This window comes from Streptomyces sp. NPDC048197, from assembly GCF_043202395.1.
Lineage (GTDB): Bacteria > Actinomycetota > Actinomycetes > Streptomycetales > Streptomycetaceae > Streptomyces > Streptomyces siderophoricus.
Genome location: NZ_JBIDAJ010000006.1, coordinates 137,362 through 163,184, shown reverse-complemented (window position 1 = coordinate 163,184; position 25,823 = coordinate 137,362). Strand labels below are relative to the sequence as shown.

The window sequence follows — 25,823 nt, the reverse complement described above, 5'->3', positions numbered from 1 at the left end:
GGCCGCTGTTGCGCACGGGGCCTGTGGGAAGATCGGTGGAATGCACACCCGCAGGGCCCCTACGGGAAGCCGTGCCCTGCGTCCGGCCCGGCCGGCTCACGAGGCCGGGCGGCCGGTCCCCCACACGCCGCGCCCACAAGGAGCGTTCATGTCCGACAGCCCGCTCGCGCAGACCGTCGCCGCGCTGCAGCCCCGTGCCAGGACCGAACTGGCGGAGCTCGTGGCCTTCAAGTCGGTGGCCGATCCGGCCCAGTTCCCCCCGAGCGAGTGCGAGGCGGCCGCCGAGTGGATCGCCGCGGCGCTGCGGGCGGACGGTTTCCAGGACGTGGCGCTGCTCGACACCCCGGACGGCACCCGGTCCGTCTACGGCTACCTGCCCGGCCCCGAGGGCGCGAAGACCGTCCTGCTCTACGCCCACTACGACGTGCAGCCGCCGCTGGACGAGGCTGCCTGGGTCTCGCCGCCGTTCGAGCTGACCGAACGGGACGGCCGCTGGTACGGCCGCGGCGCCGCCGACTGCAAGGGCGGGCTGATCATGCATTTGACGGCGCTGCGCGCGCTGAAGGAGCACGGCGGGGTCCCGGTCAACGTCAAGGTGATCGTGGAGGGTTCCGAGGAGCAGGGCACCGGCGGGCTGGAGCGGTACGCCGAGGCGCACCCGGAGCTGCTGGCCGCGGACGCGGTCGTCATCGGTGACACGGGGAACTTCCGGGTCGGGCTGCCGACGGTGACCGCGACGCTGCGCGGGATGACCCTGGTGCGCGTCCAGGTCGACACCCTGGAGGGCAATCTGCACTCGGGCCAGTTCGGCGGTGCGGCCCCGGACGCGCTGGCGGCGCTGATCCGGATCCTGGACTCGCTGCGCGCCGAGGACGGCTCGACGACGGTGGACGGGCTGACCGGCGACGCGACCTGGGAGGGCCTGCAGTATCCGGAGGAGGAGTTCCGCCGGGACGCCAAGGTCCTGGACGGCGTCGAACTGATCGGCAACGGGTCGGTCGCGGACCGGATCTGGGCCCGCCCGGCCGTCACGGTGCTGGGCATCGACTGCCCGCCGGTGGTCGGCGCCACCCCGTCCGTGCAGGCCGGGGCGCGGGCCCTGGTGAGCCTGCGGGTCCCGCCGGGCACGGACGCGGCGGCGGCCACGAAGCTGCTGGCGGCGCACCTGGAGAAGGCCGCGCCGTGGGGCGCGCGGGTGGCGGTGGAGCAGGTCGGCCAGGGCCAGCCGTTCCGCGCGGACACCAGCAGCCCGGCGTACGCCTCGATGGCGGCGGCGCTGCGGGAGGCCTACGACGGCGCGGAGATGCAAACATCGGGTATGGGTGGTTCCATCCCGCTGTGCAACACCCTGGCCGGTCTTTACCCCGACGCGGAGATCCTCCTCATCGGGCTGAGCGAGCCGGAGGCACAGATCCACGCGGTGAACGAGAGCGTGTCGCCGGAGGAACTGGAGCGGCTCTCCTTGGCGGAGGCGGTGTTCCTCCGGCGATACGCCGGCCACGTATCCGTCTGACCCGCCGGCGGGGTTGCTCGCCGTTGCGCTTTGCGGCGCCCCGCACGTACCTGGCCGTCCCGCCGCGGGTGTTGTTCGCCGTTGCGCCTGCGGCGGGCTGGGTTTGTTGTGGGTGCGGTGACGGGCCTCCGGGGCCGGTTGTGTGGACTGCTGACGCTTTACGCTCCGCTGCGCTCCGCCTTCGCTCTTTATTGAGTCCTCGGAAGCGAAGCCCACACACCAGGCCCCTCCGGCCTGACCCCTCCCGTTGGGGGAGTATGCGGATAAGTGGGGGCGCGCGTTGTTTCGCGAGCATCTGGTGCGGTGAGGTCTTGGGAATACGTCGTCCGGCGCGTCGAGTCGTGGCTCCGAAGGGGGCTTTCCTGACCCTTACGGGTTCTGTTCGACCGTCCCCTACGGGTCCCCAGGACCCCTTGCAGCCCCAACGCCCACCCCCACCCACCGCATTCCCACCCCCCAACGGGAGGGGACGGGCCGGAGGGGCCGGTGTTTGGGACGTAAAGCGAAGCAGTCCCAAACACCGGCCCCGCAGGCCCGTCACCGCACCCAACACCCACCCAGCCCGCCGCAGGCGCAACGGCGAGAAGCAACAACGGCGGGACAGACGAGTACGTGCGGGGCGCCGCAAAGCGCAACGGCGAGCAACCCCCGCAGCGCCGCAGACAAGTACGTGGGAGTCACACCAAAGCGCAGCGAAACGTTAGAGGGGAACGCCCGCCTCCAAGTGGAGTGGGTACCCCTGTTCCCGGGCGCGTAGTGCCCAGCGGAGGCGGTTCCAGCGGACGGGGGGCAGCATGGTTTCCGCTTCGGCCTCGGTGACGAAGCGCCAGGCGCGCAGTTCCGCGCCGGGCAGCAGCAGTTTGCTGATCCGGTCGTCGCTCAGCATGCCGCCGTCGTAGAGCAGCCGCAGGCCGCCGTAGCCGGGTGGGCGGGGCGCCTCCCAGTCGAGCACCAACAGGCGTGGCGTGCTGGGGAGTTCGATGCCGAGTTCCTCGGCGACCTCGCGGACGCCGGCGTGGGTGGGGGCCTCGCCGCGTTCCACGATGCCGCCGGGGAATTCCCAGCCCGCCTTGTAGGTGGGGTCGACCAGCAGCACCCGGTCCTGGTCGTCGAAGAGCAGGACGCCGGCGGCGAGGGTTTCGGCGGTCGGTTCGGGGGTCTGCACGATGTCGCAGGCGCCGGCGCCGGTGCGCAGCGCCTCGGCGACGCGTTCGGCGGTCTGCCGGGGCGTCAGCTTGGTGGTGTCGACGACATGGGCGTCGGTCGTCAGCCACGGCAGCGCATCGGCGTACGGGCCGAGGTGCGCCAGGCACCAGCGGCGGATGGACGCATTGGCCGCGTCGTCCCCGGGTGTTTCCTCGCGGTGCGCTATCCGCGTGCGCAGGATCGTTTCCTCCGCATGGAGGAGAACGTGCCGGACGGGTATCCGGCGGGCGGCGAGGGCGCCGAAGATCTCATCGCGGTATTCCTGCCGCAGCAGCGTCATGGGGGTGACCAGCGGGCCGGGGACCTCGGTGAGCAGCGCCGCCGCGGTGTCGACCACCATGCGCCGCCAGGACGGCAGATCCTGGTAGTCGTCGACCTCCTCGAAGCGCTTGGCCGGCAGCATCAGCCGCAGCCCGCTGCCGAGGAGTTCGGGGTCGTAGAGCGTGCTTCCGGGAAGCAGGTCGAGCAGTTCATGAGCCGCAGTGGTCTTGCCCGCACCGAACGTGCCGTTCAGCCAGACGATCACGGTTTCCCCTCTTCCCTAGACCCAGGTGAGTTGCCCGCAACACCCTGCCACGGAAACGCTCGGGGTCACGGGCCGCGCGCACGGCCGGGAACGCTGCCTGTTCGACCGCCGGTCCGGCCGGGGAGGCCCCGGCAAACAAGCGCTCCCCAGCCCCTCCAGCACCGAAACCCTCACCCGCACACCCGGTGCGCGTACCTGCGCGGAACCGCCGGAATCCGCATATGACGGGGGCGCATCGTGCCTGGCTCCGGCGGCGCGCACGGCGGTCAGCCCTTGCTCGCGCCGAGGGTCAGGCCGGCGATGAAATGCCGTTGCAGGAGGAGGAAGACCACGACGGTGGGGAGGGCGACGAGGACGGAGCCGGCGGCGAGCAGGTTGTAGTCGGTGAAGAACTGGCCACGCAGGTTATTGAGGGCGGAGGTGACCGGCAGTTTGTCGCCGTCCGAGAGGAAGACCAGGCCCCACAGGAAATCGTTGTACATCCAGGTGAATTGCAGGGTGCCGAGTGCGGCGAGTGCGGGCCGGCACAGCGGGAGGGTGACCTGCCGGTACTGCGTCCAGACGCCGGCGCCGTCGACGATCGCGGCTTCGAGGATTTCCCGGGGCAGGGTGCGCATGAAGTTCGCCAGGACGAAGACGCAGAATCCGAGCTGAAAGGCGATCTGCACGGCGATGACGGCCCACAGGGAGTCGTAGAGCGTCATCGAGTCGGACATCCAGTACGGCAGCGGGACCTTGTTGAAGAGTACGTAGAGCGGGGTGACGAGCACTTGCTGGGGCAGCAGGTTCCCGGCGGTGAAAACCATCAGCAGGGCCGTACCGCCGCGGATCCGGAGCCGGGAGACGGCGAACGCCACGAACGACGCGAGGAAGAGGGTGAGCAGGACTCCGGGGACGGCGATGACGAGTGAGTTCAGGAAGTACTTGCTCATTCCGGAGTCGACGAATGCCTGGCGGTAATAGGCGAAGGAGAGGTGGCGGGGGAGGGAGAAATAGCCGTATTGCGCGGTCTCTTCGTAGGGGCGCAGGGAGGCGTAGACGGCCAGCAGCAGGGGGGCCAGGAAGGCCAGCGAAACGGCGGTGAGGAAGAGGTGCACGCCGAACCGGCCGCGGCGGGCCGGGCCGGTAGGCGGCGTTGGCCGAAGCGGGGCGGGCGATACCGTCATTGCTGCTGCTCCCCTCGGAGTTCCTGGACGAGATAGGTCACGATGAATCCGAGCGAGACGAGGAGCAGGACGACGGCGATGGCGGAGCCGAAGCCGATCCGGCCGGCCTCCCCGATGATGTTGTCGGTGACGAGTACGGACAGCAGTTCCAGGCCGTTGCGGCCCTTGTTGACGGCGTAGACGATGTCGAAGGCGCGCAGCGATTCGATGACGGTGATGACGCCGACGATGACGTTCACCGGCCGCAGGGTGGGCAGGACGACGCGGAAGAATGCCTGCCGTTCGTTCGCGCCGTCGATGGCGGCGGCCTCTTTGAGGCTCGGGTCGACGGATTTCAGGCCGGCGAGATAGAGAATCATGACGTATCCGGTGTGCCGCCAGCAGGCCGCCAGCAGCACCATCCAGATGTTGCGGCCGGGATCTCCCAGCCAGTCGGTGGGATTCTTCCCGCCGAGTACGGCATTGAGCGCGCCCTGGTCCCGGGAGAGGATCAGCTGGGCGATGAAACCGACGACGGCGAGCGACAGCACCACCGGCATGTAGAGGGTGGACTGGTAGAAGCGGCTGAAGCGGACGCCGCGGTCGATGAGGACGGCGAGCAGCAGCCCGAAGGGGGCGGCGAGCAGGCCGAGGAATGCCAGCCACAGCAGATTGTGGCGGACCGCGGGCCAGAACGGCGGATAGTCGGTGAACAGGTTCCGGTAGTTTTCCAGCCCGGCCCATTTGAGGTCGCCGATACCGTCCCAGGTGGTGAAGGACAGTCCGACGGAGGCCAGCGTCGGGCCCCAGATCAGGGCGAGATCGAGCAGGATCGGCAGGCCCAGCAGGGCGCCGAGGACGGCGAGGTCGCGGCGGGTGTGCCGCCGCGGCCCCGGTCTTCCGGCGCGCCGGGCACGGGTTTTCACCACGGCGGTTCGCTCCCCGTCATTTCTCGCGGTAGGTCGTTCTGCCGGCGCCCGGGCTCATCCGGTGGCGAAGATCTGCTTCTTCTGGCGTTCGATGTCGTTGACCAGGCCGTCGATGTCATCCGGATTGTTGAGGAACTGCTGGATCGCCTGGATCATCACCGTCGAGGCAAAATCGGGCCGGGTGTCGCGGTCCATGAATTGCGAGATCTGCTTGGCGCCGGCGACGAGGTGCACGGCCTTCTTCTGCAGCGCGGTGTACGCGGCGGTATCCGCGCGGCTGTTGACCGCGATGTTGTTGGGGTCGTACCTGAGGTAGGTGTTCTCCGCCTCCGGGGTGGCGAGGAACTTCAGCAGGTCTCTGGCGCCGTCCTTGTCCTTGGCCTTGCGCGACATCAGGAATCCGTCGATCGGTGCCTCGACCGCGTCCTGGCCGTGCGCCGGGTCGATTTCCGGGAAGGGGAAGAAATCCAGGTCCGGGCGGTCGGCGGCGCTGAACTGCTGCCCGGGGTGGGGAAGTCCGAGGACGGTCATGCCGGCCTTCTTCTGCGCGAGCGTCTGTGCGGCCTCCTGCCAGGTGCGGCCGTTGGCGCCTTTCTGGTGGTAGGGCATGAGTCCGCGCCACAGGTCGAAGACCTGCTTGACCTGCGGGCTGTTCCAGGATTTCTGGCCGCTCATCAGCGCGAGGTGGAAGTCGTAGCCGTTCGCGCGCATGTTGAGGTAGTCGAAGGTGCCCATCGCCGGCCAGCCGTCCTTGTCGCCGAAGGCGAACGGCACCAGCCCGTCCTTCTGCATCTTCTTGGCGAGCGCGCGGTACTCGTCGAAGGTCCGGGGTGTCTCGTAACCCCTTTCCCGGAACACGCTCTTACGGTGGAAGACGGCCCAGGGATAGTAGTAGTACGGCACGAGGTACTGCTTGCCGTCGCGTCCCGTCGACTGCTTCTTCAGCGCGTCGGTGAATCCGTCGAAGTGCCGCCACAGATCGCTGATGTCGGAAAGCAGACCCTTCTGTGCGAAGTACTGCATGCGGTTCCCGGCGAACCACATGAAGACGTCGTCCGGGCTGCCCTGGAGATACCGGTTGATGTTCTCCTGGAAGTTCTCGTGATTGACGGTGTTGACCTTCACCGTCTTCCTGGACTTCTTCTCGTACGCCGTGAAGGCCGCGGCGAAGGCCTTCTTCGGTACGGCGTCCGAGGCGTTGGAGCCCATCGTGATGCCGCTGGGGCCGCTGTCGCAGGCGGTGAGCAGGGCCGGCAGGGCCACCGCCCCGGCGCCGAGCGCGGCGCCCCTCAGCAGCGTCCGGCGGGACATCCGACCTCCTGCCGCTTCCCCGTACGCATCCGAACCGCTGAACGGTGACTGGGCCATGGCCCCCTCCTCAGGGGTGGAACCAAACAGAAACGAACGCGAGTGGTGGGATCTCACTCCGAACTGTCGGGTGCGTCAAGGGCTTTGGCGGGCAGAGCATCAACCGTTACCGCTCCTCTTCCAACAGACTCCAACAAGCTCTACCGTAAGCACTCGCCAGTGGCAGGTACCCGACCTCACCCCACCTCTCGCGAAGACGGAGGACGCGAACCATGCGCGTTCCTATCCGCTCCATCCGCCGGACAAGCCACCGACGATTCGTCGGAGCGCTGTCCCTCGCCCTGCTCTGTGCGGCGGGCGCGACCGCGCCGCCCGCCGCGGCCCGTACCCCGGGCAACCCCGGCGCGGCACCGGCCGCCCCCGCACACCCCGCGCCGCGGCTCCCCGACGGGCTGGCCAAGACGCCCCCGATGGGCTTCAACAACTGGAACTCCACGCACTGCCGCGCCGAGTTCACCGAGGACATGGTCAAGGGCATCGCCGACCTCTTCCTCGCCAAGGGACTCAAGGACGCGGGATATCAGTACGTCAATCTCGACGATTGCTGGGCGCTGCCCACGCGCGACGCGAACGGCAAGCTCGTACCGGACCCGCGCCGATTCCCGCACGGCATCAAGGCGGTCGCCGACTATGTCCACTCCAAGGGCCTGAAGTTCGGCATCTATACCAGCGCCGGAACCAAGACCTGCAATTCCGCCGGATTCCCCGGCGGCCTCGGACACGAGAAGTCCGACGCCCAGCAGTTCGCCGACTGGGGCGTGGACTACCTCAAGTACGACAACTGCAATAACCAGGGCGTGGACGCCCAGCAGCGGTACCGCGCGATGCGGGACGCGCTGCGGGCCACCGGACGGCCCATCGTCTACAGCATCTGCGAATGGGGCGAGAACAAGCCCTGGGAGTGGGCGTCGGACGTAGGACATCTGTGGCGCACGACCGGCGACATCAGTGACTCCTGGTCGAGCATGCTGGCGATCGCCCGGCAGAACCTGCCGCTGGCGCCGTACGCCGGCCCGGGACACTGGAACGACCCGGACATGCTGGAGGTCGGCAACGGCGGGATGACGGACACCGAGTACCGCAGCCACTTCTCCCTCTGGTCGATGATGGCCGCGCCGCTGCTGATCGGCTCCGACCTGCGCAAGGCCGGCCCGGAGACGTTCGAGATCCTGGCCAACAAGGACGTCATCGCGCTCGACCAGGACGCCCTGGGCAAGCAGGCCACCGTGCTGGCGTCCGAGTCCGGCCGCTGGACCCTGGTCAAGCAACTCGCGGGCGGTGACCGGGCGGTGGCGCTCTTCAACGAGACCGACCGGCCGCAGCGGATCGCCACCACCGCCCGGGCCGTCGGCCTCCCGCAGGCCGCCGGCTACCGGCTGCGCGACCTGTGGCAGCACCGCGACACCCACACCACGGGCGCCATCGCCGTCACCGTCCCCGCGCACGGCACCACCGTCTACCGGGTCGCCGCCGACAAGAACTGGGCGACCTACCCGCCGGCCGTCGAGGCCGGCACCGACCGCACGCCCCTGGTCGAGGCCGGAGCGTCCACGGACATCCGCTCCACCGTCCGCAACCTGGGCGGCACCCCCGCCCGGAACCTCACGGTGACGCTCAAGGCCCCGCAGGGCTGGCACGCCACGGCCGCCTCCCCCGCCACCGCCCGAGCGCTGCCCGGCGGCCGGGCCCTCACCACCACCTGGCGGATCGCCGCACCGGCCGGCGCCGCCCCCGGCGCGTACGACCTGCCGCTGACCGCCGACTACCGCTCACCGCGCGGCGAACGGGTCACCACCACCCTGCCCGGCACCGCCCACATCGTGGTGCCGCCGCCCGCCGGGACCGCGTACGCCGCCGAACTGCCCTGGTTGACCGCCGCCAACGGCTGGGGCCCGGTCGAGCGGAACACCAGTGTCGGGGAGAACGCGGCCGGGGACGGCGGCCCGCTCCGGATCGGCGGCACCGGCTTCACCAAGGGCCTGGGCGTCCATGCGACCAGCGACGTCACCCTCTACACCGGCCGGAGGTGCTCGGCGTTCAGCGCCCGGGTCGGCATCGACGACGAGGTCGGTGACCGGGGTTCGGCCGGCTTCGAGGTCTGGGCGGACGGCAAACGGGTCGCCGCGAGCGGGACCGTGACCGGCACCGACGCCGCCCGGACGCTGACCGCCGCGGTCGCCGGGGCCGAGACCGTCCGCCTCGTCGTCACCGACGGCGGGGACGGCATCGACTACGACCACGCCGACTGGGCGGACGCCAAGTTCAGCTGCTGATACGGAAGTTGAGCGCCGCACCGGCGCTCAGGGGCGGGCGGGATCCCGGGCTCTGCACCGGGTCCCGCCCGCCGCGCGTTCGCGAACGGCCGTCAGCAGACCGGCAGCCCGGGGACGGGCTGGTCGTTCGCCCCGCCCTTGAGGTAGACGACGCTGACGTAGACCCCCGCGTTGCCGCTGTCGTCGTCCGTCTTGGCCCACCAGACGTTCGTCCACTTCCCGTAGGTCTCGCGGCGGCCCAGGTTCGCCTGGCAGTAGAAGTAGTTGGTGCCCATGTTCACCGTGCCGACCTGCTGGAACGACGCGGTGTAGGAATTCGCGGTGCGCCAGACGTCGCAGTTGGTCCTGCCGCCGCCGATGGACGCACAGGACGTCGGCGCCGGGGTCGGGTCGCCGCCGCTGCCTGCGGCGCCACCGCTCCCGGAGTCGCCGCCGTGTGTCCCGCCCGAGCCGCTGCCGCCACCGCTGCCGTCATGGCCGCCGTCCGCGCCGCCGCTCCCGTCACCCCCCGAACTCCCGCCCGTTCCACCGGGCTTGGTGTCCGTGCCCTTGGACGTCGCTCCGTCGGTGGGCCGGCCGGACGCGGACGACGACGCGCCCGCCCCGCCGTCCGCCCCCGCGTCCCGCGCCTTCCCCTGGTCCTTGCCCTGAGCGTCGTCCTTGCCGGTGGCCGCGCTCGGTGCGCCCGCCCCGCTGGGCGTCGACGCCGGTTCCGGCGACTGCCGGCCGCGGTCCGCGACCGTACCGCTCGGGCCGCCGCCGACCAGTGCGTACGTCACCCCGCCACCGGCGGCGAGCACGGCCAGCACCGCCGCCACGGCCAGCGCCACCCGACGCCGGCGCCGCGCGGGCAGCCGCTCGGTGTCCCGCTCACCGGGCGTCGGGTGGGAAAAGCCGGGCTGCCGGGCGGCGGCCGGGGCCGGGGTGTGGGGTCGGGGGTGCGCCTGGGTGGGGCCCGAGGCCTGGGACGGGGGGTGGTTGTGCCCCTGGGCCCGGGGCTGCGGCGGTGGCGGGAGTTCCTGCGGCGGGACCGGCGGGGTGAGCGGCCGCAGATCGGTCGCGGTGGGCAGATGCGGTGCGCCGGGTGCCGGGGCGGGCGCGGGGTCCCGTCCCTCGGCCACCGCCCGCAGCATGCTCCGGGCCTCCGCGGCGGACGGCCGGTCGGCCGGGTTCTTGGCCATCAGGGCGTGCAGCACGGGTGTCAGCGGACCGGCCCGGCGCGGCTCGGGCAGCGCCTCGGTCACGATCGCGGTGAGCGTGGACCACACCGACGTACGGCGGAACGGCGCGCCGCCGCCCTCGACCGCCGCGTACAGCGTCATGCCCAGCGACCAGATGTCGGAGGCCGGGGTGGGATCCTGGCCCTGCGCCCGCTCCGGGGGCAAGTAGTCGATCGAGCCGACGAGTTCGCCGCTGCGGGTGAGGTTCGTGGTCGCGCCGTCGCCCGGGGCCTCGATGCTGGCGATGCCGAAGTCGGTGAGCACCACCCGGCCGGTGCGGTCGAGCAGCACATTGCCCGGCTTCACATCGCGGTGCAGCACACCGACCTGGTGGGCGGCGTCCAGCGCGTCCATCACCTGGGCGCCGATCCGGGCGATCTCCCGCGGGTCGAGCGGTCCGCGCTCCTCCAGGGCGTCGTCCAGCGACGGGCCGTCCACCAGCTCCATGACGATGACCGGCCGGCCGGCCTCGTCGATGACGTCGTGGACCGTGACCACACCGGAATGCCGGATCCGGGCCGCGGCGCGCGCCTCGCGCTGCATACGGGTGCGCAGATCGGCGAGCTCCGGCGCGGAGGCGTCCGTATAGGCGCGCAACACCTTGACCGCGACCTCACGGCCCAGCACCTCGTCCACCGCCCGGCAGACCACTCCCATCCCGCCGCGGCCGATCCGGTCGGTGACGCGGTAACGGCCGCCGAGCAGCCGTCCGGTCAGATCGGCGTCGGTGCCGCGCCGGGGACCGCTCGCCTCGGCGGCGCGGGGCGCGCCGGGCGCGCCGGGCGCGCCGCCGGCCGGGCTGCCCGGTGCCGCTCCGGCCGGTCCGTCACCCGTGTCCTGCGGCGGGGTTCCGGCCGGCTCCCCGGGGACGTTCGCCCCCTGCGCGCCCTGTGCCCCGCCCGCCCCCGGTACCTCGTCCGGCCCGCGCTGCTCCCGCTCCCCCGATGTCACCGTCGCCAATCCCCTCGGTACCCAGGTCCGTTCCGTACGCCCAGCACCTCACGCGTGCCGGCGCACGGCCGCCGGCACGTCGCCGTCCGGCGCGGTCGGCACCAGACTAAGGGGCGCGCGGGGGCCTGTGGTGGCGTCAGGGTGCGGCGGCGAAGGCATCGAGACGGGACTGTTGCGCGGCGGCCGCGGCGGCGCCCACCACCCCGGCGTCGGTGCCCATTTGGGCAGGTACGACGGTCAGGCCGGCGACGAACGACAGCGTCGCGTACTCCCGCAGGGCCGAGCGCAGCGGGGCGAACAGGATGTCGCCGGCGCCCGCGACTCCCCCGCCGATGACCGCGATGTCGATCTCGACGAGCGTGGCGGTGGCGGCGATCCCGGCGGCCAGCGCCTGCGCGGCCCGCTCGAAGGAGCGCAGGGCGACCTCGTCACCCGCCCGTGCGGACGCGGCGACGGCGGCGGCGCCGGTGTCCCCGTCGGGGCCCGGACGCCAGCCGTTGGCCAGGGCGCGGCGGGCGATGTTCGGACCGCTGGCGATCCGCTCGACACAGCCCCGGCCCCCGCAGGCGCAGGGGTCGCCGTCGAGGTCGACGCTGATGTGGCCGATGTGGCCGGCGTTGCCCGTGGGGCCGGGGTGCAACTGGCCGTTGAGGACCAGACCGCCGCCCACTCCCGTGGAGACCACCATGCACAGCGCATTGGCGTGGCCGCGCGCGGCGCCCTGCCAGTGTTCGGCCGCGGTCATCGCGACGCCGTCACCGACCAGCACGACCGGGCGCCCGCCGACGAGCGCCCGTACGCCGGCGACGAGCGGGAAGTCGCGCCAGCCGGGGATGTTGACCGGGCTGACCGTGCCGGCGCGGGCGTTCACCGGGCCGGCGCTGCCGATGCCGACCGCCGCCACCCGGCCCCAGTCAGGGGCCGCGGACAGCTCACCGACCACCTCGGCCACCGCACGCATCACCGTCGCCCCGTCCTGGTCGGCCGGGGTGGGCCGGGCGGCCCGTACGAGCAGTCTGCCGCGGGCGTCCACCAGAGCGCCGGCGATCTTCGTGCCGCCAATGTCCAGCGCTGCGCTGAGGTCCGTCTGCATCGGTGTGGAATCTCCTGGTGGGCCCGGGGGCCGGGGCTGCCGGCCCGGCGTTGAGAACGCCAGTCTTCCCTCGTTTGACAACGTTGTCTAGAGGCTATGCTCGACGCCACACCCAGGCGCCGAGAGAAACAGGACCGCAGACCGTGACCGACACCGCGCGGGGCACGTCCCGCCGCTATGGCACCCGTCCCACGATGAAGGATGTCGCGGCGCGCGCCGGGGTCGGCCTCAAGACGGTCTCCCGCGTGGTCAACGGCGAGGCGGGGGTCACGCCGGACACCGAACGCCGCGTCCAGGAAGCCATCACGGCCCTGGGATTCCGCCGCAACGACTCGGCGCGGATCCTGCGCAAGGGCCGCACGGCCAGCATCGGTCTCGTCCTGGAGGACCTCGCCGACCCCTTCTACGGCCCGCTCAGCCGCGCCGTGGAAGAGGTCGCCCGCAGTCACGGCGCGCTGCTGATCAACGGCTCCAGCGCCGAGGACCCGGCGCGCGAACAGGAGTTGGTGCTGGCACTGTGCGCACGGCGGGTGGACGGGCTGGTCATCATCCCGGCCGGTGACGACCACCGCTATCTGGAGCCGGAGATCACGGCCGGGATAGCGACCGTGTTCGTCGACCGCCCGGCGGGCCGGATCGACGCGGATGCGGTGCTCTGCGACAACTTCGGCGGCGCGCGGGACGCGGTGGCCCACCTGATCGCGCACGGCCACCGCCGGATCGGCTTCATCGGCGACCAGCCGCGGATCCACACCGCGCGGGAGCGGCTGCGCGGCTATCGCAGCGCAATGGCCGCCGCGGGACTGCCCGTTGACGAGTCCTGGGTGTCGCTGGGCTCCACCGCGCCCGAGCGCGTACGCTCCGCCGCCGCGGCCATGCTGGACGCGCCGGAGCCGGTCACCGCGCTCTTCGCGGGCAACAACCGCGTCACCGTCACCGCCGTACGGGTCCTCGGCGCCGCGCCGCGGCCGGTCGCGCTCGTCGGCTTCGACGACTTCGAACTCGCCGATCTCGTACGGCCGGCGGTCACGGTCGTCGCCCAGGACCCGGCCCTGATGGGCCGCACGGCCGCCGGGCTGCTCTTCCGCCGCCTCGACGGCATCACCGAACCCCCGCACCGCACGGAGATCCCCACCCGCTTGATCCCCCGCGGCTCCGGCGAAATCCCCCCGACGGAAGGCTGATCGCCCACCCCGGCCGAGACGTGACGACTCCTTGAGGCCGACGCCCGTATGCCTCGCGGGGTCGGCCCTTGACTGTCTCGCGGGGTCGTCGCCTGGCCGCACGGTGGGGTCGGCACCTGACTGTCTCGCGGGGTCGGGACCTGGCCGCACGGCGGGGGCGAGGCACGGCTGCCCCGTGGGGGCGATGCTGGAGAACTCCACGAGGTCCGCGCTTGACCGCTCCACGGGCTCGGCGCCGGCTCGCCCCGTACGGCGGCCGGCCACCCCTCGTCCTTGCCTCATCAACTCCCCTCCCCCGCTGCACTCGTGCCCTGCCCGCGGCTCGTACCGCTGCGCCGTCCCGGTCGTTTCCCAACGCACCGTCATGCTCGCACGAGCCACTGACAATGCCGGGGCGGAGGACGGGTTCTGGGCTACGAGCAGGAGCAGCGACGGGGACGCAGGAGCAGGAAGGGGTGGACCGAGCACGAGGCTGCTGAACGAGCGCGAGGCGGCCGAAGGGGAGGCGACGGGGCGCTGGGCCGCGGGAGCGGCGCAGAGGCCGCACAAGCGGCGCTCCGCGCTCTCCCCCGCCCCCTCCCCCTCTCCCCCTTCGGGGGAGGGGGCGGGGGGTGGGTTCGGGGGTGGGGGGATGCGGAGGGCGAGTTCGCCGGCGAAGGGCCCCGCAGGCGCAAGTCGGGGCGGAAGGACGCCCAGACGCAAGTCCGGCGCGGAGGGACGCCCAGGCGCAAGTCCGGCGCGGAGGGACGCCCAGGCGCAAGTCCGGCGCGGAGGGACGCCCAGGCGCGAGTTCGCGGGCGAAGGGACGCCCACCTGCCTCCCCCGTCTCTCCCGTCTCCCCCGCCTCCGCCATCTACCCCTCCCGGCCCACCCGCCCCGCCAGCGAGTCCAGGTCCGTGCGCGTCAGGCCGGTGAGGCGGGCCACCTCGGACGTGTCGACGGCGCCGCAGTCGAGGCCGCGGAGGAGGTAGCCGCTGAGGGCCTTGGCGGTGGCGGGTTCGTCCATGACGTCGCCGCCCGCCTTGGCCACGTACGCCGCGAGCCGGGCCGCGGCCTGTTCGAGGCCCTCTCGGTAGAAGGCGTAGACGGCCGCGTAACGGGTCGGGAGGTGGGCCGGGTGCATGTCCCAGCCCTGGTAGTACGCGCGGGCCAGCGAGCGGCGTACGAGGCCGTGGTGGAGCCGCCAGGCGTCGTGCACCCGAGCCGTCGGGCCGACGGGCAGGACGTTCGTCGAGCCGTCGGACAGCCGCACCCCGGTGCCCGCGGCGGCGACCTGCATCACGGCCTTGGCGTGGTCGGCCACCGGGTGGTCGAGGGACTGGTGGGCGGCGCTGACACCGCAGGAGGCGCTGTAGTCGAAGGTGCCGTAGTGGAGGGAGGTGGCGCGGCCCTCGGCGGCCTCGATCATCCGGGAGACGGTGGCCCGGCCGTCGGCGTCCAGGATGGCCTGGGTGGTCTCGATCTGGATCTCGAAACCGATCCGGCCGCTCTCCAGGCCGTGCGCCTTCTCGAACGCCTCCAGCAGCCGCACCATGGCGGTGACCTGCTCGGCATAGGTCACCTTGGGGAGGGTCAGCACCAGGCCGTCGGGCAGTCCGCCCGCCGCCATCAGGCCGGTGAGGAAGATGTCGAGGGTGCGGATGCCGCGGTCGCGGACGGCGGCCTCCATGCACTTCATCCGGATGCCCATGTACGGGGCGGCGGTGCCGTCCTGGTAGGCGGCCGCGACCAGGGCCGCGGCGCGGGCCGCGGCCTCGTCCTCCTCGGCGTCCGGGCGCGGGCCGTAGCCGTCCTCGAAGTCGATCCGCAGGTCCTCGACGGGCTCGCGGGTCAGCTTGGCGCGGACGCGGTCGTGGACGTCGGTGGCGAGCTCGTCCGGGATGTCCAGTACGGCGGCCAGGGCGGCGGCGTCCGGGGCGTGCTCGTCCAGGGCGGCGAGTGCCGCCTCGCCCCAGGAGCGCAGGGTGTCGGCGGCGAAGACGTCGCCGGGCACGTAGACCGTGTGCACCGGCTGGCGGGTGCCGGGGTCACCGGGGTAGCGCCGGGCCAGATCCGCGTCCACCTGGGCGAGCGCGGCGCCGATCCCCTCGCGTACGGTGTCCGCGAGGCTCGTCGCCACGGTCTCCTGCTGCCCCATTCGTTACCCTCCCGACGCTTACGCCCGATGCTGCCGCCGGGCGTTTTCCGCTTAACGGAATCAACAATCCGTAGAGCGAAGTTAACGGGGGAGATTGCCGAGGTCAACACCCCGCCGCCGGAGGCGGTGCAGGTCACGGCCGCCGGCACCGGGCCGGAAAACTCCGTGGCGCCCGCCGCGCACCGCCATCAGACTCACGGCATGACGTGGACCGCACCCTCCATCCAGCGCAGAGACTTCCCGACCGCGGCCGGCGAGCGGGAGATGCTGCAGGGCTGGCTCGATTTCCATCGCGACACCCTCCTCACCAAGTGCACCGGGCTCACCGGCGAGCAGCTCGTCGAGGCGGCCAGCCCGCCGTCCACCCTCACCCTGCTCGGCCTGGTGCGCCACCTGACCGAGGTCGAACGCGCCTGGTTCCGCCAGCGCTTCCTCGGCGAGCAGATCCCCGACGTGCACCTCACCGAGAAGAATCCGGACGCCGATTTCGACGACGCCGACCCGGCCGCCGCCCAGGCCGACCTCGCCGCCTTCCGCGCCGAGATCGAGGCCTGCGACAAGGCGGTGGCGGACCGCGGCCTGGACGAGACCTTCACGTCCCCGCGCGGCGCCCGGCTCAACCTGCGCTGGGTCTACGTCCACCTGATCGAGGAGTACGCGCGCCACAACGGCCACGCGGATCTGCTGCGCGAACGGATCGACGGGGTGACGGGCGACTGAGCGGATCCCACTCTCCAAGATCACTTACGATCGCTCACCGGTGATCACATCCGTCCGTAGTGCCCCAGGAGGCCCCGTGCCCGTCGTTGTCGCCACCATCCGGACCAAGCCCGGCCGCCGCGAGGACGTGCTCGCCGCGTTCCGGCGGCACACCCCGGCCGTGCACGCCGAGCCGGGCTGTCTGCTGTACGCGGTGCACGCCGGTGAGGACCGGGTCACGGTCATCGAGAACTGGGCCGACCAGGCGTCCCTCGACGCCCACTCGGCCGGCCCGGCCCTGGCGGCCCTGGGCGCGGAGATCGCCGAGGCGCTGGCCGCACCGCTGGACGTCGCCGTCGTCGAGCCGGTGCCGTCCGGGGAGCTCGGCAAGGACCGGCTGCCGAACACCTGAGGCCCGGGCCCCCGTCGGGGCCGGGCAGCACGAGGCCCCGTACGCACCGCGCGTACGGGGCCTCGTGCAGTTCTGCCGGAGGCGGCGGCGCCCGGAAGGCGCCCGAGAGGCTCAGCCCTTGCGGGTCTTGACCTCTTCGGTGAGGGCCGGGACGACGTCGAAGAGGTCGCCGACCACGCCGTAGTCGACCAGGTCGAAGATCGGCGCCTCGGCGTCCTTGTTGATGGCGACGATGGTCTTCGAGGTCTGCATACCGGCGCGGTGCTGGATCGCGCCGGAGATGCCCGCCGCGATGTACAGCTGCGGCGAGACGGACTTACCGGTCTGGCCGACCTGGTTGGTGTGCGGGTACCAGCCGGCGTCCACCGCGGCGCGCGAGGCACCGACGGCCGCACCGAGCGAGTCGGCGAGCGCCTCGATGACCGGGAAGTTCTCGGCGCCGTTGACGCCGCGGCCGCCGGAGACCACGATCGCGGCCTCGGTCAGCTCCGGGCGGCCGGTCGACTCGCGCGGCGTGCGCGAGACGATCTTGGTGCCCTTGGAGGAGTCGGCGACGGTCACCGCGAGCGGCTCGACCGTACCGGCGGCCGGCGCGGCCTCCGGGGCGGCGGAGTTGGGCTTGACGGTGATGACCGGGGTGCCCTTGGAAACACGGGACTTGGTGGTGTACGAGGCCGCGAAGACGGACTGCGTGGCCACCGGGCCCTCGTCGCCGGCCTCCAGGTCGACGGCGTCGGTGATGATGCCGGAGCCGATGCGCACCGCGAGGCGGGCGCCGATCTCCTTGCCCTCCGCGGAGGACGGCAGCAGCACGGCGGCCGGGGAGACCGCGTCGTAGGCGGCCTGCAGCGCGTCGACCTTGGGGGCGACGAGGTACTCGGCGAACTCGGGTACGTCGGCGGCCAGCACCTTCACGGCGCCGTGCTCGGCGAGGACCTTCGCGGCCTCCTCGGCGTTCGGGCCGAGGTGGACGGCCACCGGCTCGCCGATGCGGCGGGCCAGGGTGAGCAGTTCGAGGGTGGGCTTGCGGACGGCGCCGTCCACGTGGTCGACGTAGACAAGGACTTCAGCCATGGGATTGCTCTCCTGCGGGAAGAATGAGGGCGGTGGGAAGGACTGCGGCTCAGATGAACTTCTGGCCCGCGAGGAACTCGGCGAGCTGCTTGCCGCCCTCGCCCTCGTCCTTGACGATCGTGCCCGCCGTACGGGCCGGGCGCTCGGTCGCGTCCTCGACCTTGGTCCAGGCGCCTTCGAGGCCGACCTCGTCCGCGTCGATGTCCAGGTCCTCCAGGTCCAGGGACTCCACCGGCTTCTTCTTGGCGGCCATGATGCCCTTGAAGGAGGGGTAACGCGCCTCACCGGACTGGTCGGTGACGGACACGACGGCCGGCAGCGCGGCCTCCAGCTGCTCGCTGGCGGTGTCGCCGTCACGGCGGCCGGTGACCTTGCCGTCGGCGACGGAAACCTCGGAGAGCAGGGTGACCTGAGGGACGTTCAGCCGCTCGGCGAGCAGGGCGGGCAGCACGCCCATCGTGCCGTCGGTGGAGGCCATACCGCAGACGACCAGGTCGTAGCCGGTCTTCTCGATGGCCTTGGCCAGCACGAGCGAGGTGCCGAGCGCGTCGGTGCCGTGCAGGTCGTCGTCCTCGACGTGGACGGCCTTGTCGGCACCCATGGACAGGGCCTTGCGCAGCGCGTCGTTGGCGTCCTCGGGGCCGACGGTCAGGACCGTGATCTCCGCGTCGTCGGCGGCTTCCTTGATCTGCAGGGCCTGCTCGACGGCGTACTCGTCGAGCTCCGAGAGCAGACCGTCCACGTCGTCACGGTCGACGGTCAGGTCCTCGGCGAAGTGCCGGTCGCCGGTGGCGTCGGGCACGTACTTCACACAGACAACGATCCTCAAGCTCACGCCGGCTCTCCTACCTGCTTGGTCTCTTCAGAACTGCCTCGTGCTGGCAGCATAGGCGCCTGTCGGGGCGGCTCCCGGTCGGATGCGGTTCCCCACGCCGACCGCCATATTACTCGCCAGTACATCCAGTCTCGTGCCCCGAATCAAGGCCGCCGAAATGTGACCTTCCCAACGGCCCTGATCGGGTGAGGAGCGCGGGTGCGGAGCGCGCCGCGGCGGGCCCGTCAGTCGCGCAGCGCGTTGAAGCGGCCCTGGTGGTAGAGGAGGGGGCGGCCGGGCCCCGCGGGGTCGCCGACGACGGGCTCGGCGAGCACGATGCGGTGGTCGCCGGCCGGCACCCGGGCGACGACCTTGCAGACCGTCCAGGCCAGTACGCCGTCCAGGAGGGGCACGCCCTCGGGGCCGGTGCGCCAGGAGGTGCCGGGCCCGAAGCGGTCCGCGCCGCTGCGCGCGAAGGTGGCGGCCAGGTCCGCCTGGTGCTCACCGAGGATGTGGACGCCTATGTGGTCGGCCACCGAGACGGCCGGCCAGCTGGAGGCGCCGGTGCCGATGCCGAACGAGAGCAGCGGCGGCTCGGCGGCGACGGAGGTGAGGGAGGTGGCGGTGAAGCCCACCGGGCCGGAGCCCTGGGCGGTGATCACCGCGACGCCGGCGGCGTGCCGGCGGAAGACGGAGCGCAGGAGGTCGGGCGAGGCGGTGCGGGGCGTGCCGAGGTCGGACGAGACCGTCATGGAGTTGTCCTTCTGCTGGGGCGGACGAGCCGGGGCGGGGCCGCCGGCGCCCGTACGGCGCCCTGCGGCGGTTACGTCGTCGTTGCTCACACGCCCGGACAGCGGGCGCTGGCGGTCCGCAGAAGGTCGACGTGGGCGCGTCCGTAGAGAAGGGTTCCTGGCCGCATCACGTCAGAGTGACGATGTGTGACCCACAGCGTCAAGGGCGGCCCGGTATCTGGGAGATCAATCACGGACCGCCGCCCCGAGCGCCGCGATGACGTCGGCCTTGCGGGGCTGGCCGGAGGCACGGCGGACGACCGTGCCGTCGGCGTCGAGCACCAGCACCGTCGGGGTGCGCAGCACCTTCAGCTCCCGTACGAGGTCGAGGTGGGCCTCGGCGTCGATCTCCACATGGGCCACCCCCTCGACCATGCCGGCGACCTCGGCGAGGGTGCGCCGGGTGGCGCGGCAGGGCTGGCAGAAGGCGCTGGAGAACTGCAGCAGGGTGGCTCGCTCCCCCAGCGCCGCGCCGATCTCCGCGGCACCGAGCCGCGCCGTTTCGTCCCGCTTGCGCACCGACAGTCTCCCGTTGCGGCGTTGGTGCCATACGCCGAAGAGGCTCGCTGCCGCGAGCACCGCGAGGCACACCATGAGTCCGGTCATCGAGGAGTGCAGCGTTCACCGGACCGCAAAGATTCCCGGTGCTCCGCGCGGGCCGTTCCGGGGGAAGGTAGGGGCATGACGAGCAACGGGATCGACGACCGGATCGACGTACGCGGCCCCCGGTTCGGGGCGGCGCTGACGGCCGTGGTGCTGGCGGCGGTGCTGATCAGCGGGAGTGGATGGCTGCTGGCCTGCCAGGCGCTGGTCTTCGCCGTGGGGGCGGTGGCCGGGGTCCGGCGGTCGCCCTACGCCTGGCTGTTCAAAGTGGCGGTGCGGCCGCGGCTGCCCGCGCCGACGGCGTTCGAGGACCCGGCCCCGCCGCGCTTCGCCCAGAGCGTCGGGCTGTTCTTCGCGCTGGTGGGTCTGGCCGGCTTCGCCGCGGGGGCGCAGTGGCTGGGGCTCGCGGCCACCGCGGCGGCCCTCGCGGCGGCCTTCCTCAATGCCGCTTTCGGGTACTGCCTGGGGTGCGAAATGTACCTTCTGCTGCGGCGGGCGACCGGCTGAGCCGGCGGGGTACGTGACGAGGATCTCCCGGCCGGGGTGGCCGGCGCGCTGGCCGCGGCGGCCGCAATCGGGCACGATCTCCCGAAAGCCGCAGTGACGACGGCGTAGGTTTCCGCCGGGAGAACCCTCCCCAGGCATGGAAAAAGGGGTCCTCCGGACAATGGCAGAGCTCGTCTACCCGCCCGTGATCGGTGCCGCGCGCACGCTGTTCAAGGCGCTCGACCTGAAATTCGACATCGCCGGGACGGAGAACGTTCCGCGCCGCGGCGGGGCGGTGCTGGTGAGCAATCACATCGGGTACCTGGACTTCGTCTTCGCGGGGCTCGCCGCCCGCCCGGCCAAGCGGCTGGTGCGGTTCATGGCGAAGGAGTCGGTGTTCCGGCACAAGGTGTCCGGGCCGCTGATGCGGGCGATGAAGCACATCCCGGTGGACCGCGCGCAGGGCATGCACGCCTACAAGCACGCGCTGACGGCGCTGCGTTCGGGCGAGATCATCGGGGTCTTCCCGGAGGCGACCATCTCCGAGTCGTTCACCCTGAAGTCCTTCAAGTCGGGCGCGGCGCGGCTGGCGCAGGAGGCCGGGGTGCCGCTGCTGCCGGTGGCGCTGTGGGGCACCCAGCGGCTGTGGACCAAGGGCCACAAGCGGGACCTGGGGCGGAACCACATTCCGATCACGATCCGGGTCGGCGAGCCGGTGGCGGCCGACCCGGCCGAGCAGGCGGAGAAGATCACCGACCGGCTGCGGGCCCGCGTCCAGGACCTGCTGGAGGCCGCCCAGCGCGCCTACCCCGTACGGCCCAAGGGCCCGGACGACACCTGGTGGATCCCGGCCCACCTCGGCGGTACGGCACCGGCGGCGCCCGGCGCGTAACGCAGCGCACGGGGCGGGCCGGCCGGTGCCGGTCCGCCGCTATGCGGTGCGGATCCCGCCGATCTCGACCCGGGCGCCCGGGCACGTCTTCCGGAGCGCCTCGGCCAGTTGCTCGCCCGCGGCCGCGAGGTCGTCGAGGGACATCGGGGCCATCCGTTCCAGCAGGAACAGTGCGCTGACGGAGTCCTCGGTCAGCCGGGTGCGGACGCCCTGGCGCCAGTTCCAGCGGCGGCAGGTGACGCCCTCGTCGTCGCACCAGACGACCTCGCCGGCGTCGGGGTGCTCGATCACCTCGGCGCCGCCGGCCGCGGTCGCGAACGGCTCGTCGCCGGCCGCCCGGACCAGCCGCATACCGCCCTGGATGCGGTCCAGGTCCTCACCACCCACGGGTATCAGGTGGGCGACGCTGATGGCGTTGTAGAGGTCGACGAGGCGGTTGATCCGGGGCAGCCCGCCGTCCGCGAGGGCGCGCCGGGCCAGCGCCTCGGCGGAGTTGCGGGTGCGCGAGGGCTTGGCGCCGAAGGCGGTGTACGCGGCGCGCCAGGCGGCGAGGTGCGGGTCGTCCTGCGGGGCGCGCCCGTCGAGGCGCCGCACCAGCCGGCGGGCGGCCTCGTCCAGCAGTGCGGCGCTCGCCCCGTCGCTGGGCCCGTTCGTCAGGCCGTGGGCTTCGACGGCGAGGTGGGCGAAGCCCGGCGCCAGGGCGCGTACCTCGTCGGAGACGTACAGGGGTGTGGGCATCGGGCCGTTCCTCGCAGGTCGTGGCGGTGGCTGCCGGTCGCGCGGCCGCGTCGGCGGCCGTCCGGCGGCATTGCAGCACGAGGCGGCACAGTAAATCAAACCGTACTGTCGAGTTCATTGTGATGTACCGGCCGGTGCCGCCGCGAGGGTGCCGGAAAAAGGGCCGCGCCCGGCCGGGGGTCACGTCATGACCTCCGGCCGGGCGCGGGCCCGTCGGGTCCGGCGTCAGCGGGCGATTTCCTCCCGGAGCGCGGCGAGGAAGCCGTCGACGTCCTCCTCGGTGGTGTCGAACGCGCACATCCAGCGCACATCGCCGGCCTGCTCGTCCCAGAAGTAGAAGCGGTAGCGCTTCTGGAGGCGTTCGCTCACGTCGTGCGGCAGCCGGGCGAAGACCGCGTTGGACTGCACCGGGTAGAGGATCTCCACCCCGTCGATCTGCCGGACGCCGGCCGCCAGCCGCTGCGCCATGGTGTTGGCGTGCCGGGCGTTGCGCAGCCACAGGTCCTTGGCGAGCAGCGCCTCCAACTGGACGGAGACGAAGCGCATCTTGGAGGCCAGCTGCATGGACAGCTTCCGCAGATGCTTCATCGCCCGCACCCGGTCGGGATTGAGCACGACCACGGCCTCACCGAAGACCGCGCCGTTCTTCGTGCCGCCGTACGAGAGGATGTCGACGCCCACGGCGTTGGTGAAGGCCCGCATGGGCACGTCCAGCGTCGCCGCGGCATTGGCTATCCGTGAACCGTCCAGGTGGACCACCATGCCGCGCTCATGCGCGTGTTCGCAGATCGCCCGGATCTCGTCGGGGGTGTAGACCGTGCCGAGCTCCGTGCTCTGGGTGATCGAGACGACCTGCGGCATCGCGCGGTGCTCGTCGTCCCAGCCCCAGGCCTGGCGGTCGATCAGCTCGGGGGTGAGCTTGCCGTCCTCGGTGGGCACGGTGAGCAGCTTCAGCCCGCCGACCCGCTCGGGCGCCCCGCACTCGTCGACGTTGATGTGCGCCGACTCGGCGGCGATCACCGCGCCCCAGCGGTCGGTCACGGCCTGGAGGGCGACGACGTTGGCGCCGGTGCCGTTGAACACCGGGAACGCCTGCGCCCGCTGGCCGAAGTGGCTGCGGAACACCCGCTGGAGGTGCTCGGTGTAGTCGTCCTCGCCGTAGGCGATCTGGTGGCCGCCGTTGGCGAGGGCGAGCGCGGCCAGCACCTCGGGGTGGGCACCGGCGTAGTTGTCGCTGGCGAAGCCGCGGATCTGCGGATCGTGGTGCTGCCGGGCGTCGGTCTTCGCTCCGGTCACGGCTCGGGGGTCAGCCACAGACGCTTTCCATTCACTTCCTGGGCGGGCCGGTCCCAGACCCCGGCGATGGCCTCGGCCAGCTCCGAGACGTCCGTGAAGCCCGCGAACTTGGCGTTCGGTCGCTCGGCGCGCATCTGGTCGTTGACGAGCGCCTTGACGACCAGGATGGCAGCCGCGGCGCGCGGTCCCTGCTCGCCCCCCGCCTTGCGGAAGCCGTCCGCCATGGCGAGCGTCCATGCCTCGGCGGCGGCCTTGGAGGCGGCGTAGGCGGCGTTGCCCGCGGTGGGCTTGCTGGCGCCGGCCGCGCTGATCAGGAGGAAGCGGCCGTTCCCGCTGCGCTCCAGGGCGTCGTGGAAGGCGAGCGAGGTGTGCTGGACGGTGCGGATCAGGAGCCGGTGCAGGGCGTCCCAGTCCCGCAGGTCGGTCTCGGCGAACGTGGACGAGCCGCGCCAGCCGCCGACGAGGTGCACCAGACCGTCGATGCGGCCGAATTCCTTCTCCGTGCGGTCCGCCCATTCGCGGGTCTGGTCGAGGTCCAGGAGGTCGACGGTGTCCCCGATCACGGTGGCGCCGCCGTGGGCGTAGCGGGCCGCGTCCACGGCCTCGGCGAGCCGTTCGGGGTTGGCGTCCGAGCCGACCACCACGGCGCCCGCCTCGGCCAGCCGCAGCAGCGTGGCCCGGCCGGCCGGACCGGCCGCTCCCGCCACCGCGATGACCGCACCCTCCAGCGGCCCGTGACCGCCCGTCGAAGTCACCATCTCCGTCGCCTCCTCGTCCTGCTCCTGGACGGCCGTGGGCCGGTTGTCTCGGTCGGTGCTCATGCCGCCGCCAGCGTGTCGCTGTGGGCGGTGATGCCCTTGGTCGAGGCGATCACGGAACGCAGCTTCTTGGCGAGCGCCTCGTAGAACATGCTCAGCGGGAATTCGTCGGGGAGCACGTCGTCCACGAGCTTGCGCGGCGGCTGGTCCAGGTCGAGGGCGTCCGGTCCCTTGGCCCAGACCGAGCCCGGGTGCGGGGCGAGGTAGGTCGAGACGAGGTCGTACGCGGCGAACCAGTGGACCAGCTTGGGCCGGTCGATGCCGTCGCGGTAGAGCTTTTCGATCTCGCCGCACAGCTCGTTGGTGACCTTGGGTGCCCGCTCCCAGTCGATGTGCAGTGTGTTGTCCGTCCAGCGTACGACGTCGTGCTTGTGCAGGTAGGCGAAGAGCAGCTGGCCGCCCAGGCCGTCGTAGTTGCGGACCCGGTCGCCGGTGACCGGGAAGCGGAACATCCGGTCGAAGATCACCGCGAACTGCACGTCGCGGGCCTGGGAGTAGCCCTCGGCCTCCAGCTTCACGGCCTCCTTGAAGGCGGTGAGGTCACAGCGCAGCTCCTCCAGGCCGTACATCCAGAACGGCTGGCGCTGCTTGATCATGAAGGGGTCGAACGGCAGGTCGCCGTGGCTGTGGGTGCGGTCGTGGACCATGTCCCACAGGACGAACGCCTCCTGGCAGCGCTCCTGGTCGGTGAGCATCTCGCGGATGTCCTCGGGCACTTCGAGGCCGAGCGTCTCGACGGCGGCCTCGGTGACCCGGCGGAAGCGGGCGGCCTCGCGGTCGCAGAAGATGCCGCCCCAGGTGAACCGCGCGGGGGCCTCGCGCACCGCGATGGTCTCCGGGAAGAGGACCGCGGAGTTGGTGTCGTAGCCGGCGGTGAAGTCCTCGAAGGTGATGCCGCAGAAGAGGGGGTTGTCGTAGCGGGTGCGCTCCAGCTCGGCGAGCCAGTCCGGCCAGACCATGCGCAGCACGACGGCCTCGAAGTTGCGGTCCGGGTTGCCGTTCTGGGTGTACATGGGGAACAGCACCAGGTGCTGGAGGCCGTGGGCGCGCGCCTGCGCGGGCTGGAAGGCGAGCAGCGAGTCCAGGAAGTCCGGCACGCCGTAGCCGTCGTCGGCCCAGCGGCGCAGGTCGGCGACGAGCGCCTCGTGGTAGGCGGCGTCGTGCGGGAGCAGCGGGGCGAGCTCGCGGACGGCCGCTATCGCCCGCTCGACCTCGGCGCGCACGGCGTCCGCGGTCGGCGCGCCCTCGGCCGCGAGGTCGATCGAGCCGTCCTTGGCCTGCCAGGGCCGGATGGTCTCGACGGCGTCCTTGAGCACGGGCCAGGCCGGGTGATCCACCACACGCTCTGCGGTCCGAGTGTCTCCCGGGACACCCACAGGCGAAAGAATTTCCGTCATGACTGCCCTCCGGCGGTAGATCGTGTTGTCAGCACACGGTAACCAGCCAAGGATCGTCCGCTCAAGTGGGGGATCCGAAAATTATCCGGCGGACACCCCGTCCTCACCCTCATTTTTCCTGTCGGATACCGCTCTCGCGACACTTACTGCCCGTGGCAGCAAGGGATTTGGCACTTTCTCCGGTTGCGGCCACTGTGGCATATGCCACACTCCCCCACCCCCGCCGGTGAACGGAGTGAGGGGTTCCGAGGCCGGCGC

At 71.9% G+C, this 25,823-nt stretch carries 22 protein-coding genes; 7 read left to right on the top strand and 15 right to left on the bottom strand.

Annotated elements, in window-relative coordinates:
* The first annotated feature begins 148 nt into the window (after window positions 1-148).
* Entirely contained in the window at window positions 149-1,513 is a 1,365-nt protein-coding gene (locus ACGF4C_RS11115) for a dipeptidase (RefSeq protein WP_393565222.1), read from the top strand.
* 700 nt (window positions 1,514-2,213) lie between these two features.
* On the opposite strand, the gene ACGF4C_RS11110 is transcribed toward ACGF4C_RS11115, so the two are convergent.
* From ACGF4C_RS11110 to ACGF4C_RS11095, 4 genes are all read right to left on the bottom strand, one after another.
* A complete protein-coding gene (locus ACGF4C_RS11110; protein WP_393565221.1) occupies window positions 2,214-3,245 on the bottom strand; it encodes an NUDIX domain-containing protein in 1,032 nt (343 codons plus the stop codon).
* Window positions 3,246-3,511: 266 nt separating this feature from the next.
* Window positions 3,512-4,411: a carbohydrate ABC transporter permease gene (locus tag ACGF4C_RS11105; protein WP_393565219.1), complete on the bottom strand. Its 900-nt coding sequence runs from the start codon at window positions 4,409-4,411 to the stop codon at window positions 3,512-3,514.
* Window positions 4,408-5,319: a carbohydrate ABC transporter permease gene (locus tag ACGF4C_RS11100; protein WP_393565217.1), complete on the bottom strand. Its 912-nt coding sequence runs from the start codon at window positions 5,317-5,319 to the stop codon at window positions 4,408-4,410. The genes ACGF4C_RS11105 and ACGF4C_RS11100 overlap by 4 nt, the downstream gene beginning before the upstream one ends.
* A gap of 54 nt (window positions 5,320-5,373) precedes the next feature.
* A complete protein-coding gene (locus ACGF4C_RS11095; protein ID WP_393565216.1) occupies window positions 5,374-6,630 on the bottom strand; it encodes an ABC transporter substrate-binding protein in 1,257 nt (418 codons plus the stop codon).
* Between the two features lie 269 nt (window positions 6,631-6,899).
* Here ACGF4C_RS11095 and ACGF4C_RS11090 point away from each other — a divergent pair, with 269 nt between their 5' ends.
* The gene (locus tag ACGF4C_RS11090; RefSeq protein ID WP_393565214.1) at window positions 6,900-8,960 is read left to right on the top strand and encodes an NPCBM/NEW2 domain-containing protein; all 2,061 of its coding nucleotides are present in this window, start codon (window positions 6,900-6,902) and stop codon (window positions 8,958-8,960) included.
* Between the two features lie 92 nt (window positions 8,961-9,052).
* On the opposite strand, the gene ACGF4C_RS11085 is transcribed toward ACGF4C_RS11090, so the two are convergent.
* Together ACGF4C_RS11085 and ACGF4C_RS11080 are read right to left on the bottom strand one after the other, a co-directional pair.
* Entirely contained in the window at window positions 9,053-10,897 is a 1,845-nt protein-coding gene (locus tag ACGF4C_RS11085) for a serine/threonine-protein kinase (RefSeq protein ID WP_393565468.1), read from the bottom strand.
* 370 nt (window positions 10,898-11,267) lie between these two features.
* Entirely contained in the window at window positions 11,268-12,224 is a 957-nt protein-coding gene (locus ACGF4C_RS11080) for an ROK family protein (protein ID WP_393565212.1), read from the bottom strand.
* A gap of 143 nt (window positions 12,225-12,367) precedes the next feature.
* Between ACGF4C_RS11080 and ACGF4C_RS11075 the strand changes: the two genes are divergently transcribed.
* A complete protein-coding gene (locus ACGF4C_RS11075) occupies window positions 12,368-13,408 on the top strand; it encodes a LacI family DNA-binding transcriptional regulator (protein WP_393565210.1) in 1,041 nt (346 codons plus the stop codon).
* An 853-nt stretch (window positions 13,409-14,261) separates the two neighbouring features.
* On the opposite strand, the gene ACGF4C_RS11070 is transcribed toward ACGF4C_RS11075, so the two are convergent.
* Window positions 14,262-15,545, bottom strand: coding sequence for a DUF6986 family protein (locus tag ACGF4C_RS11070; protein WP_393565208.1), 1,284 nt, complete (start codon window positions 15,543-15,545; stop codon window positions 14,262-14,264).
* Between the two features lie 201 nt (window positions 15,546-15,746).
* Here ACGF4C_RS11070 and ACGF4C_RS11065 point away from each other — a divergent pair, with 201 nt between their 5' ends.
* Together ACGF4C_RS11065 and ACGF4C_RS11060 are read left to right on the top strand one after the other, a co-directional pair.
* Window positions 15,747-16,265, top strand: a complete 519-nt coding sequence (locus ACGF4C_RS11065) for a DinB family protein (RefSeq protein WP_393565207.1) — start codon at window positions 15,747-15,749, stop codon at window positions 16,263-16,265.
* Between the two features lie 76 nt (window positions 16,266-16,341).
* Entirely contained in the window at window positions 16,342-16,656 is a 315-nt protein-coding gene (locus ACGF4C_RS11060; RefSeq protein WP_030413214.1) for a putative quinol monooxygenase, read from the top strand.
* A gap of 111 nt (window positions 16,657-16,767) precedes the next feature.
* Here ACGF4C_RS11060 and ACGF4C_RS11055 read toward each other — a convergent pair whose 3' ends face one another.
* The 4 genes from ACGF4C_RS11055 to ACGF4C_RS11040 all read right to left on the bottom strand — a co-directional run bounded on the left by ACGF4C_RS11055 (window position 16,768) and on the right by ACGF4C_RS11040 (window position 19,941).
* Window positions 16,768-17,730: an electron transfer flavoprotein subunit alpha/FixB family protein gene (locus ACGF4C_RS11055; RefSeq protein WP_030413215.1), complete on the bottom strand. Its 963-nt coding sequence runs from the start codon at window positions 17,728-17,730 to the stop codon at window positions 16,768-16,770.
* A gap of 49 nt (window positions 17,731-17,779) precedes the next feature.
* Complete coding sequence (locus tag ACGF4C_RS11050) at window positions 17,780-18,565, bottom strand: electron transfer flavoprotein subunit beta/FixA family protein (RefSeq protein ID WP_393565205.1); 786 nt, start codon at window positions 18,563-18,565, stop codon at window positions 17,780-17,782.
* 224 nt (window positions 18,566-18,789) lie between these two features.
* Complete coding sequence (locus ACGF4C_RS11045; protein ID WP_030413217.1) at window positions 18,790-19,296, bottom strand: flavin reductase family protein; 507 nt, start codon at window positions 19,294-19,296, stop codon at window positions 18,790-18,792.
* 225 nt (window positions 19,297-19,521) lie between these two features.
* Window positions 19,522-19,941, bottom strand: a complete 420-nt coding sequence (locus tag ACGF4C_RS11040) for a thioredoxin family protein (RefSeq protein WP_362138082.1) — start codon at window positions 19,939-19,941, stop codon at window positions 19,522-19,524.
* A 75-nt stretch (window positions 19,942-20,016) separates the two neighbouring features.
* On the opposite strand from ACGF4C_RS11040, the gene ACGF4C_RS11035 reads away from it, so the two are divergent.
* Both ACGF4C_RS11035 and ACGF4C_RS11030 read left to right on the top strand, forming a co-directional pair.
* The gene (locus tag ACGF4C_RS11035) at window positions 20,017-20,445 is read left to right on the top strand and encodes a DUF4395 domain-containing protein (protein ID WP_393565202.1); all 429 of its coding nucleotides are present in this window, start codon (window positions 20,017-20,019) and stop codon (window positions 20,443-20,445) included.
* Window positions 20,446-20,605: 160 nt separating this feature from the next.
* Complete coding sequence (locus ACGF4C_RS11030; protein ID WP_362138088.1) at window positions 20,606-21,316, top strand: lysophospholipid acyltransferase family protein; 711 nt, start codon at window positions 20,606-20,608, stop codon at window positions 21,314-21,316.
* 39 nt (window positions 21,317-21,355) lie between these two features.
* On the opposite strand, the gene ACGF4C_RS11025 is transcribed toward ACGF4C_RS11030, so the two are convergent.
* The 4 genes from ACGF4C_RS11025 to ACGF4C_RS11010 all read right to left on the bottom strand — a co-directional run bounded on the left by ACGF4C_RS11025 (window position 21,356) and on the right by ACGF4C_RS11010 (window position 25,565).
* The gene (locus ACGF4C_RS11025) at window positions 21,356-22,054 is read right to left on the bottom strand and encodes a B3/4 domain-containing protein (RefSeq protein WP_393565200.1); all 699 of its coding nucleotides are present in this window, start codon (window positions 22,052-22,054) and stop codon (window positions 21,356-21,358) included.
* Window positions 22,055-22,279: 225 nt separating this feature from the next.
* Window positions 22,280-23,350, bottom strand: coding sequence for a threonine aldolase family protein (locus ACGF4C_RS11020; protein ID WP_393565466.1), 1,071 nt, complete (start codon window positions 23,348-23,350; stop codon window positions 22,280-22,282).
* The gene (locus ACGF4C_RS11015) at window positions 23,347-24,171 is read right to left on the bottom strand and encodes an SDR family NAD(P)-dependent oxidoreductase (protein WP_393565198.1); all 825 of its coding nucleotides are present in this window, start codon (window positions 24,169-24,171) and stop codon (window positions 23,347-23,349) included. Before ACGF4C_RS11015 ends, ACGF4C_RS11020 begins: the two co-directional genes overlap by 4 nt.
* On the bottom strand, window positions 24,168-25,565 hold the full coding sequence (locus tag ACGF4C_RS11010) for a DUF6421 family protein (RefSeq protein ID WP_393565197.1): 1,398 nt from the start codon (window positions 25,563-25,565) through the stop codon (window positions 24,168-24,170). Before ACGF4C_RS11010 ends, ACGF4C_RS11015 begins: the two co-directional genes overlap by 4 nt.
* Between the last annotated feature and the right edge of the window lie 258 nt (window positions 25,566-25,823).

Excerpts from the sequence above, each read along its gene's own strand:
- ACGF4C_RS11080 (WP_393565212.1), bottom strand. The coding sequence starts at position 12,224 with ATGCAGACGGACCTCAGCGCAGCGCTGGACATTGGCGGCACGAAGATC.
- ACGF4C_RS11055 (WP_030413215.1), bottom strand. The coding sequence starts at position 17,730 with ATGGCTGAAGTCCTTGTCTACGTCGACCACGTGGACGGCGCCGTCCGC.
- ACGF4C_RS11065 (WP_393565207.1), top strand. The coding sequence starts at position 15,747 with ATGACGTGGACCGCACCCTCCATCCAGCGCAGAGACTTCCCGACCGCG.
- ACGF4C_RS11010 (WP_393565197.1), bottom strand. The coding sequence starts at position 25,565 with ATGACGGAAATTCTTTCGCCTGTGGGTGTCCCGGGAGACACTCGGACC.
- ACGF4C_RS11035 (WP_393565202.1), top strand. The coding sequence starts at position 20,017 with ATGACGAGCAACGGGATCGACGACCGGATCGACGTACGCGGCCCCCGG.
- ACGF4C_RS11045 (WP_030413217.1), bottom strand. The coding sequence starts at position 19,296 with ATGACGGTCTCGTCCGACCTCGGCACGCCCCGCACCGCCTCGCCCGAC.
- ACGF4C_RS11105 (WP_393565219.1), bottom strand. The coding sequence starts at position 4,411 with ATGACGGTATCGCCCGCCCCGCTTCGGCCAACGCCGCCTACCGGCCCG.
- ACGF4C_RS11095 (WP_393565216.1), bottom strand. The coding sequence starts at position 6,630 with ATGTCCCGCCGGACGCTGCTGAGGGGCGCCGCGCTCGGCGCCGGGGCG.
- ACGF4C_RS11090 (WP_393565214.1), top strand. The coding sequence starts at position 6,900 with ATGCGCGTTCCTATCCGCTCCATCCGCCGGACAAGCCACCGACGATTC.
- ACGF4C_RS11070 (WP_393565208.1), bottom strand. The coding sequence starts at position 15,545 with ATGGGGCAGCAGGAGACCGTGGCGACGAGCCTCGCGGACACCGTACGC.
- ACGF4C_RS11025 (WP_393565200.1), bottom strand. The coding sequence starts at position 22,054 with ATGCCCACACCCCTGTACGTCTCCGACGAGGTACGCGCCCTGGCGCCG.
- ACGF4C_RS11115 (WP_393565222.1), top strand. The coding sequence starts at position 149 with ATGTCCGACAGCCCGCTCGCGCAGACCGTCGCCGCGCTGCAGCCCCGT.
- ACGF4C_RS11040 (WP_362138082.1), bottom strand. The coding sequence starts at position 19,941 with ATGACCGGACTCATGGTGTGCCTCGCGGTGCTCGCGGCAGCGAGCCTC.
- ACGF4C_RS11030 (WP_362138088.1), top strand. The coding sequence starts at position 20,606 with ATGGCAGAGCTCGTCTACCCGCCCGTGATCGGTGCCGCGCGCACGCTG.
- ACGF4C_RS11015 (WP_393565198.1), bottom strand. The coding sequence starts at position 24,171 with ATGAGCACCGACCGAGACAACCGGCCCACGGCCGTCCAGGAGCAGGAC.